The organism is Longimicrobium sp., assembly GCF_036280135.1.
Lineage (GTDB): Bacteria > Gemmatimonadota > Gemmatimonadetes > Longimicrobiales > Longimicrobiaceae > Longimicrobium.
On record NZ_DASURI010000337.1, the window covers coordinates 1 to 8,013 of the forward strand.

5 protein-coding genes are annotated in these 8,013 nt (G+C 71.1%); 1 reads left to right on the plus strand and 4 read right to left on the minus strand.

Annotated features, from left to right (window positions below):
- Positions 1-781 precede the first annotated feature (781 nt).
- From VFZ20_RS10585 to VFZ20_RS10595, 3 genes are all read right to left on the minus strand, one after another.
- Positions 782-1,855 carry a PA0069 family radical SAM protein gene (locus VFZ20_RS10585; protein WP_329683839.1) on the minus strand — a complete coding sequence of 358 codons (1,074 nt, stop codon included), beginning with the start codon at positions 1,853-1,855 and terminating at the stop codon, positions 782-784.
- A gap of 350 nt (positions 1,856-2,205) precedes the next feature.
- Positions 2,206-3,054 (minus strand): ETX/MTX2 family pore-forming toxin, encoded by an 849-nt coding sequence (locus tag VFZ20_RS10590; RefSeq protein WP_329683840.1) that lies wholly within the window; start codon positions 3,052-3,054, stop codon positions 2,206-2,208.
- Positions 3,055-3,282: 228 nt separating this feature from the next.
- Complete coding sequence (locus VFZ20_RS10595; protein ID WP_329683841.1) at positions 3,283-3,603, minus strand: hypothetical protein; 321 nt, start codon at positions 3,601-3,603, stop codon at positions 3,283-3,285.
- 192 nt (positions 3,604-3,795) lie between these two features.
- Here VFZ20_RS10595 and VFZ20_RS10600 point away from each other — a divergent pair, with 192 nt between their 5' ends.
- Positions 3,796-6,354 carry a BTAD domain-containing putative transcriptional regulator gene (locus VFZ20_RS10600; RefSeq protein ID WP_329683842.1) on the plus strand — a complete coding sequence of 853 codons (2,559 nt, stop codon included), beginning with the start codon at positions 3,796-3,798 and terminating at the stop codon, positions 6,352-6,354.
- Between the two features lie 19 nt (positions 6,355-6,373).
- Here the strand turns inward: VFZ20_RS10600 and VFZ20_RS10605 are convergent, their stop codons facing one another.
- Positions 6,374-7,525 carry a hypothetical protein gene (locus VFZ20_RS10605; RefSeq protein WP_329683843.1) on the minus strand — a complete coding sequence of 384 codons (1,152 nt, stop codon included), beginning with the start codon at positions 7,523-7,525 and terminating at the stop codon, positions 6,374-6,376.
- Between the last annotated feature and the right edge of the window lie 488 nt (positions 7,526-8,013).

An 8,013-nucleotide genomic window follows, 5' to 3' on the forward strand; every position in this document is an offset into this window, starting at 1 on the left:
CCTTTGGCCGCATGCTGAGCGAGGTGCCCTACACCTGCACGCCCGAGAGCCTGTGGTGGCTGTACGGCGGCGTGCAGACGGTGTGCGAGGGCCGCACGGAGCGCGAGTGGGGCTGGAGCGGCTCGGCCGCCGGCTGACCGAGGGTTTTTTCTGGCAGTGCCTTGATGGGGACGGATTGGACCGATTTCGATGCGCGGGATCCTTGATGGGATTGGATGGAATGGACCGTCAGGCAGGACCGTTGATGGAATGAGCCGTTGATGCCTTTGGCCGGAAGTTGATGCTGTCGGCTCACGTTGCCGCTTACAATGCGCGGAAGCGTCCTCCCGGCCCCCGCCGGGAGGACGCTTCTTCACGTCCGGGGTTCGCGCCCTTTGATCGCAACCAGGAAGGGACTTCGACTTGATTTCCTGAGAGAGCGCCCGCGTGGACCTCGCCCGCTCACCGGCCCCATGGGCGCGACCGAAGGATCTGCTACGCATGGCATGGCCTCAGCCAATCCGCGGGTTCCTTGCTCGCCACGGTTCCGGATCTGGAGACGATCGGGGGACTGCGAGAAGCGAAGGGCCGGCCTCTGCTGAGACCGGCCCTTTCGTTCGTCAACCCCGCTTACGCGGTCGCGTGATGATCTGCAGCGCCAACGACGTGGCGGCGATCACGAGCATCAGGAGGTCCATGGGCCCTCATCGATGATCCCTTGTTTTTCATGGGTAGGCACGCGCGGCCCTCCCGGGCTGCGGCACGCGTGATCGGCAACGGATCATCGGCCGGCTCGGCCGCGTCAGTCGAACAGGCCCATCTGGCCCGCGCGGTCGTGCACGCGGCGAAACGCGCTCGTCGACAGCGGCGGAAAGTCGCGCGTGAGCCCATGCTTGCGGCACACGGCGCCGAACATGGCCTCGTACTGGTCGGCGAACACGCCCTCGCCGCGCATGCGGGTGCCCCACTCGCTGTCGTACAGCTTGCCGCCCCGCATCTCGCGGATGCGGTTGAGCACCTTGGCCCTGCGATCGGGAAAGTGGGTCTCCAGCCAGTCCTCGAACAGCCCCTTGAGCCCGTGCGGCAGCCGCAGGGGGATGTACGACGCCGCCGTGGCGCCGGCCTGCGCCGCCGCGGCGAGGATGGCCGGCATCTCGTGGTCCGTGAGCCCCGGCACCACGGGCGCCACGAGCACCCGGACGGGGATCCCCGCCTCGCTGAGCTTGTGGATGGCCTCCAGCCGCCGCGCGGGGGTGCTGGCGCGGGGCTCCATCACCCGCTGCAGCTTTTCGTTCAGCGAGGTGACGGAGATGTTGACGACGGCGGCCCCGTGCGCCGCCAGCTCGCCCAGCAGGTCGATGTCACGCGTGACCAGGTGGTTCTTGGTGACCATGGCCACGGGGTTCCGGAACTCCGCCAGCACCTCCAGGCACGCGCGGGTGATCCCCAGCTTGCGCTCGACCGGCTGGTACGGGTCCGTCACGCCCGACATGGCGATGGGCGACGGCACCCACTTTGGCGAGGCGAGCTCGCGGCGGAGCAGCTCCGCCGCCTCGTGCTTGACGAGGATGCGCGTCTCGAAGTCCAGCCCGGCGCTGAAGCCCAGGTACTCGTGCGTGGGGCGGGCGAAGCAGTAGATGCAGCCGTGCTCACACCCGCGGTACGGGTTCACGCTCGTCTGGAACGGGATGTCGGGGCTGTCGTTGCGCGCGATGATGCCGCGCGTGTGGTCGCGCAGGAACTCCGTGCGCGGCCCCGGCTCGTCGTCATCGAGCGTGTCGAGCCAGTCGCCGTCGGCGACGTGCTCGGTATCCACGAAGCGGTTCCTGGGGTTCTGCGCCGCGCCGCGGCCGCGAAGCTGTACCAGCTGCTGCATCCCGGCCCTCCCGCGGCTCAGGGTGATCACCACCCCGTAAGCTAACCCGAATGAAAGCCGAAATCAAGCAGCGGTGACGGTCCGGCGGTCGGGCAGAGGGCGTGCGCCGGGCCGTCCTCTGCCATCCTGCGTCATTCGGCGCTCATCCTTCAGGAGGAAGGGGATCATATCCTCACGGGGCGAAGCGGCCGCCCCCCGCGAGGCGGGGGCGGCCGCGAGCGTGCGCCCGGGAGGAGAATCGCCGCCGAGTCCGCCTGCGCGCACTGCGGCCCCGGCTGCATGCGGGTCGAACGGCGGCCTGCGCGTCCGGGATCCCCCCGATTCGATCCTCTTCCCGCGTGAGACGCGTGCTACACCGCTACCGAGCCGGCATGGACTGCGCCGAAAAGCAGCGGAATGCCGCCGGCCTTGGCGGCCCCGCCGGAAGTACGCAGCGGATGCTGCGTCGCCTGCGCTGCCACGCTGATTCCCTGGCCCCCGGTGAACGTGCCGGTGGCGACGCCGATGATCCCGTCGTCCTGGAGCTCGAATCCGCTGGTGTCAATCCCGGCGCGCGTAGCCTGGGCGAGCATCTCCTGGATCGGTACGAACCACAGATTATGGAATCCCGCGCTTACGGAAAGGCTGACCTGATCTTCGAACCAGATTGCCGTACATCCGGTCACCTTTACGCGGGCGGTCCAGTCGATGTCGTACGACTGTTCGTCGATGACCATCTGCGCGAGAACGGAGCTTTGGGCTGGCACCGTGACCTCGGTGTTGACTTTCCACTCCTGTTCGGCGGTGTGGGATTCGCTGCTGGTCGAGGACAGCGTCAGCTTGACCGAGACTTTCTCGCTGGTGGACAGCGTGTCCGGAACGCCCGCGGTCATGCTCAACTCGATGCCGAGCTCGAGGGCGGTGGTCACCGACCAGGTAAAGGTCTGCTGCGTCGACGAACCGAATTCGAACTGCTCCGTTTGCGCCCTCTCGGTGGCGTTGTCGTACCACAAGTGATGCGCGACGTTCGACGCGCCGGTGGGCAGCGAGCTTCCGTCGTAGTTCAGGTCGAGTACCTGGGCGTGGCACTCGAACGCCGGATAGGGGTTCAGCTCCTCGTGAGCCGCGTAGTTGAAGCTTGCGGTGAATCTGAGCCGGGTGCCGTAGGTCCCGGCGAGCCAGGTGCCCCACAGATACGTGATCGTGTCGAGACTCAACATTGAACGCTCCGTTGTTGGCGGATCAGGATCCGCAGTAGAAGGGAGTGAATGGGATTTCGGGATGCTTCGGGTCCAGGCGAGCTGTCGGCCTCCCCGCGCAAACCACCCGGCACCGGCCGCATCCCTGGTATGCCGTGCCGTCGGTCCGTGCGCTCCGGGAGTGGTTGCCGACCGAGCGCAACAGGCCTCGTCGGGGGCAGGTCCGTGACCGCCATGGGACCGCGGCCGTTATCCGGATGACATGGGAACCTCCTTTCGTTCTTTCGTTACGGGATCCACGTCCTCCACCCCGAAAAGCGCGCTCACGCTGGAGATCTGGCGCTCCTCCTGGAGGGGCGCGGTGGCGTAGTGCCCCACCAGCGAGCGCGCGACCGCGCCGGGGAGCAGCATGTCCTCGCCGCTTTCCACCTCCAGCACGGCGCTCCCGCCCTCGGGGTGCACCGTCACCGGCCACGCCTGCACGCGTCCGTCGCGAAGGCGGTAGCGCGCCTGCATCGCCCGCGGCGCGCGGTCGGAAAGGCTCTGCTGCAGCATCACCCGGTATCTCATGCTCCGCTTCTCCGGCGCGGCGGGCGCCGTTCACGTGGGCTTCCCGGGGCCCGGGGTGGCGTCCGCCCGACCGCGGGGTTCCGCTCCGGGCCGGGGGGCTCCGGCCTTGCTCGCCGTCTGTCGCGGGGTTATCTATCGTCAACCCCTCAATGACCTTTCCCGCCGTCTATCAACGCAGTTCGTCATCCTGCCGTGCTTGCTCTCAAGGTCCTGGGTTCTCCCGTCCTGGTTGGCCCCACGGGGCCGGTTACCGGCCGCGCCGCGTACAAACGGCGCATTGCCATCCTGGCGGTGCTGGCCGTGGCCCGGGGGCGGCCGCTGGGGCGCGAGAAGGTGATCGGCCTCCTCTGGCCCGAGCACAGCGCCGACGCCGCCCGCCACAGCCTCTCCGAGTCGCTCTACGTCCTTCGCCGCGAGCTGGCGGAGGACGTGTTCGTGTCAATGGGGGACGAGATCGCCCTCTCTCCGCGGGTGGTGCGCAGCGACGTGGGTGCGTTCGAGGATGCGCTGGAGGCGGGGCGGCTGGAGGAAGCCGTGGCGGAGTACGGCGGACCGCTGCTGGACGGCTTCTACGTGTCCGATGCCCCGGAGTTCGAGCGCTGGGTGGATGCCGAGCGCGACCGGCTGGCACGCGCCTGCGCGGGCGCGCTGGAGCGGCTGGCGACGCAGGCCGAGGCCGCCGGCAACCTGCTGGAGGCCGTGGAGTGGTGGAGGCGCCTGGCCGCCCATGACCCCTACGGCTCGCGGGCGGCGCTGCGGCTGGCCCAGGCGCTGGACGCGGCGGGGGAGCGGGCCGGCGCCCTTCGCGTGGCCGAGGCCCATACCACCCGGCTGCGCGAGGAGCTGGGGCTGGAGCCCGACACGGCCTTTACCGCGCTCGTTGAGGGTCTGCGCGCCGAGCCGCCGCCGGGAACGGCGTCGCGGCTCCCGTCGCCGGAGAAGGTGGCGCTCCCCGGCGCGGAGGACGGGCGGAAGGCGGCCGTTGAGGCCGACGCGCGCGCGGCGGAGCCCCGCACGGACGCGCCGCACGACGCCCGGGGTCCCGCGGACGGGGCGGAGCAGGACGCGGCGGAGCAGGGTCTTCACCCGGACGAGGCGCCCGTCCCGGGGGAGCGCGCGCGGACCGGGCGCCCCGCGCCGGCGCGGCGCCGGCGGTTCCTGGCGGGGGCGGCGGCCGTGGCGGGAGCCGCGGTGCTCGCCGCGTCCATGCTGCTTCCGGCCGCGCGCCGGGTGCCGGACCCGCCTCGCTACGATCCCCAACGCATCGCCGTCCTGTACTTCGACGACGATTCGCCCGGGGGCGAGCTGGGCTACCTGGCGAGCGGCCTCACGGGCGAGCTGATCGACGAGCTGAGCCAGGTGCCCGCGCTGGACGTGATGTCACGCGGCGCGGTGAGGGCGTACCGTGACGGGCAGGTCGCCCTCGACAGCCTGGTGGCCGGGCTGCGGGTGGGAAGCGTGGTGGAGGGGAACGTGCAGCGCTGGGGCGACAGCGTTCGCGTGACCGTGCGGCTGGTGGACGGCAACGGGCGCGGCCGGCTGGAAAGCCGCACGGTGGTGCGGCCGATAGGGGACCTGTTCGCGCTGGAAGACGCCGTGGCCAGGGAGGTGGGCGGCTTTCTGCGCCGCCGGCTGGGGCAGGAGGTGTGGCTCCGCCAGACGGTGGCGGAGACGAGCAGCCCCGACGCGCTGGAGCTGGTGCTGCACGCCGACCAGCTGCGCGAAGAGGCGGCGCGGCTGGCGGCCGGGCACCACCCGCTGGACGCGGCCTCGGCCACGCGCCTGCTCCTGCGCGCCGACACGCTGCTGGCCCGCGCCCAGGCGGCCGACCCGGGATGGAGCCGGCCGGCGGTGATGCGCGGCTACGTGGCCTTTCGGCGCGTGGGGCTGGTGCCGCCGCGCGAGCGCGGGCCGCTGCTGGCGCTGGCCCTTGCCCGCGCGGAGTCGGTGCTGGCGCGCGCGCCGCGCAACGCCGCCGCGCTGGAGCTTCGCGGACGCGCCCGCTGGCAGCGTGCCGTCGAAACGGCCGACGGGGCCGCGCACGACGACGAGCTGAACGTGGCCGAGCGCGACCTGCGCGCCGCCGTGGAGGCCGACTCCACCCGCGCCTCGGCCTGGGCCGCCCTCAGCCAGCTCCTGCGCGTCCGGGGCCGTGCCGCCGAGTCGGACCTGCTGGCCCGCCGCGCGCTGGCGGAAGACGCCTGGCTCGAAGACGCCGACGACGTGCTGCTGCGCTTGTTCTTCAGCGCCCTGGCGCAGGGCGCGTACGTGGACGCGCGCCGCTGGTGCGAGCAGGGGCGAGCGGGTTTTCCGGTCCGGTGGGAGTTCGTGGAGTGCCAGCTCACCCTGCTGCGCGAAGATCCGTCGCTCCGGCCGGACCCCGGGCGCGCATGGCGCCTGGCCGCGGAACTGGAACGACTGGATCCGCCGGCCCGCGCCCGCGAGCAGGGACGCGCGTACTCGCCCCTGTACCGCCGCGCGGCGGTGGCCGCCGTGCTGGCGCGCGCCGGCGCGGGCGACAGCGCCCGCGCCGTGCTCGCCGGGGCCCGATCCCAGGCGGCGAACGAGCCCGAGCTGCGCCTCCCGCTGCTGCTCGACGAAGCGTACGTCGCCCTGGTGCTGGGCGATCGGGTGGAGGGACGGCGGCAGGTGGAGGCGTACCTCGCGGCTCGCCCCCACCTGCGGCCCTACCTGGAGCGGGACGCGGTGTTCGGGCCGCTGCTGGCCAGCCGCACCGCCCGCCCGCGCTGAGCTCCGCTTCGTCCGCCCCTCACCGTGAGGAGAGGGGCGTGCCGCCCAGGCGAGGCGCGCCGCTCGCCTCCGGCTCCAGGGTCAGCAGCACCGTGCGCGCTTCCAGCGTGGCGCCGCCGTTGCTCACGTATTCCGAACGCGGCAGATGGGTCACCGCGTACACGGGAGACGTGTGGATGTCGTCGGCGGCAAGGGCGGTCGCCCCGTCCAGCGCGGCGACCCGCTGGGCCAGGTTGGCGAACGCGACGCTTGCATCGTCGCTGTCCGGCCGGATCACGCCGTCCCACTTCCCCATCAGGCACACGTTCCAGTACGGGGCCGTCCACCCCTTGACCGAGGCGTAGTACGGCAGCAGGAGCGCTTCCATGGCGTGGTCGGTCCAGAAGATCGCATCCGGGTGCTCCGGGGGATCGCCGGCCGGGGAGATCGGCGCGGGAACGGGGACTTCGTCGAGGCTCGTCAACATGGCCGTTACGACGGGTCGCCGGCGCGTTCGCACGGAAGACATCGCGCCCCAGAATACCTTGAGGTGCGGCCGGGGCCAGGGATGGTACAGCTGGCGGACATCCACGTGCAGGCGCGGGGGCACGCCGGTGGCGGTGAACCACACCCAGTGATCCCGGTACCCGCTCACGAACTCGGCGGCGTCGCGCGCCACCACGCTCTCCACCTGCGGCGCCAGGCTCCAGCCCGGCCCCCGCCCCGGCGCAACGTCGTCGTCCAGGCAGTCCACGCCGGCGGCGGACGGGGCCGGCGGCCGGCGGATCTTGCCGGGGTCCGCGCATCCAAAGCGGTCCTCGAACTCGCGAAGCGTCAGCAACAGCGCCGTCCGGGGCACCACCTCCTCGTCCGTGGGGATGCAGAGCAGCTGCACCGCATCTTCGGGGTGCAGGACGCCTTTGCACGGGTGCGTGCCCAGGGCGTGCACCACCGCGCAGACTTCCACGGTGTCGGGGTAGCCGTACCAGGCGCGGCACAGCCGGTCCACGAACTCTCCCGCCTGCTCCGCGAAAAGCGAGGCGCAGTACGGAAAGACGAACTTCTCCACCGCGCTCTCGCTCCAGAACGCGGCGCTCGCCGTTCTGCTGTCCAGGGTCAGCGGGTGCACGCCCTCATAGGCGAGCGTCAGCGACGTCAGCCGCGGCCGCCTGGCATACGACTTCGTGTACATGGGTACGCCGCCCTCACCTTGCGTGGCGTCCCCGTCCGCATCGAATCCGAACGAGAGTGCCTGGTCTCGCGCGGCGCTCGCCCATTCGGCGGCAACGCGCATCGCGGCGTACCCCGGCGCCCGCGCGCCAGCGGTGGTGCTCGGTGAGGATTCGGATGAGACAGTCATGATGGTTCTCCCGGTGGATGGATGATGGTACCGGCGTCGCCGGTATCTCGGACCGGTCATGAATCTCGCCGCGGCTGTTCATCGTCCTTTCCTTGCAGGTCTCAATGCGCCGGATTGCACGGCAGTCCTTGGTTTTCGGCACGACTGCTCTGCCGAGATCAGCCGAGCGACGCCGAGACATCTCGATCCGTCGTTCATTCGGAGGGGCGAAATCGATGACATTGCGGGCCTGAGTCTCCGCCTCTTCGGACGGCCGCGGTCCGAACGGGCCGCCCCTTGACGTGCACGGTGGCCGGGCTTTGCGGTGCGGGGAGAAGAGA

Coding starts and splice junctions, on each gene's coding strand:
- VFZ20_RS10585 (WP_329683839.1), bottom strand. CDS start 1,855: ATGCAGCAGCTGGTACAGCTTCGCGGCCGCGGCGCGGCGCAGAACCCC.
- VFZ20_RS10590 (WP_329683840.1), bottom strand. CDS start 3,054: ATGTTGAGTCTCGACACGATCACGTATCTGTGGGGCACCTGGCTCGCC.
- VFZ20_RS10595 (WP_329683841.1), bottom strand. CDS start 3,603: ATGAGATACCGGGTGATGCTGCAGCAGAGCCTTTCCGACCGCGCGCCG.
- VFZ20_RS10605 (WP_329683843.1), bottom strand. CDS start 7,525: ATGTACACGAAGTCGTATGCCAGGCGGCCGCGGCTGACGTCGCTGACG.